General features: G+C 55.6%; 1 protein-coding gene and 1 pseudogene. Both read left to right on the forward strand.

Going from position 1 to position 288, the window contains the following annotated elements:
- A pseudogene (locus ACO0LO_RS29085) lies at positions 1-128 on the forward strand (MotA/TolQ/ExbB proton channel family protein); the annotation flags it as partial.
- 3 nt (positions 129-131) lie between these two features.
- On the forward strand, positions 132-288 hold a 157-nt coding region (locus ACO0LO_RS29090), incomplete at its 3' end, for an ExbD/TolR family protein (RefSeq protein WP_422970048.1).

Raw genomic sequence — 288 nt, forward strand, 5'->3', positions numbered from 1 at the left:
TCCTGGTACGCCGCAACAAGACAGCCATGGAAGACGTTCGTGCGTTCAGCGCCGACCTGCACTCCGTCGTATTGTCCGGCGCCATGTCCAAAGCCGTTGGCGCAGCCAACATCAAAAAAGTAGGCTAAATCATGGCAATGGCAATAGGCAATGATGGAGACGGAGAAGACGAAGTCAACAGTACCATCAACACGACGCCGCTGGTCGACGTCATGCTGGTCCTGCTGATCATCTTCCTGATCACCATCCCCGTTGTGACACACACGGTCCCGGTCAAACTGCCGTCTG

This window comes from Undibacterium sp. TJN25 (assembly GCF_049339885.1).
Classification (GTDB): Bacteria; Pseudomonadota; Gammaproteobacteria; order Burkholderiales; family Burkholderiaceae_D; genus Undibacterium.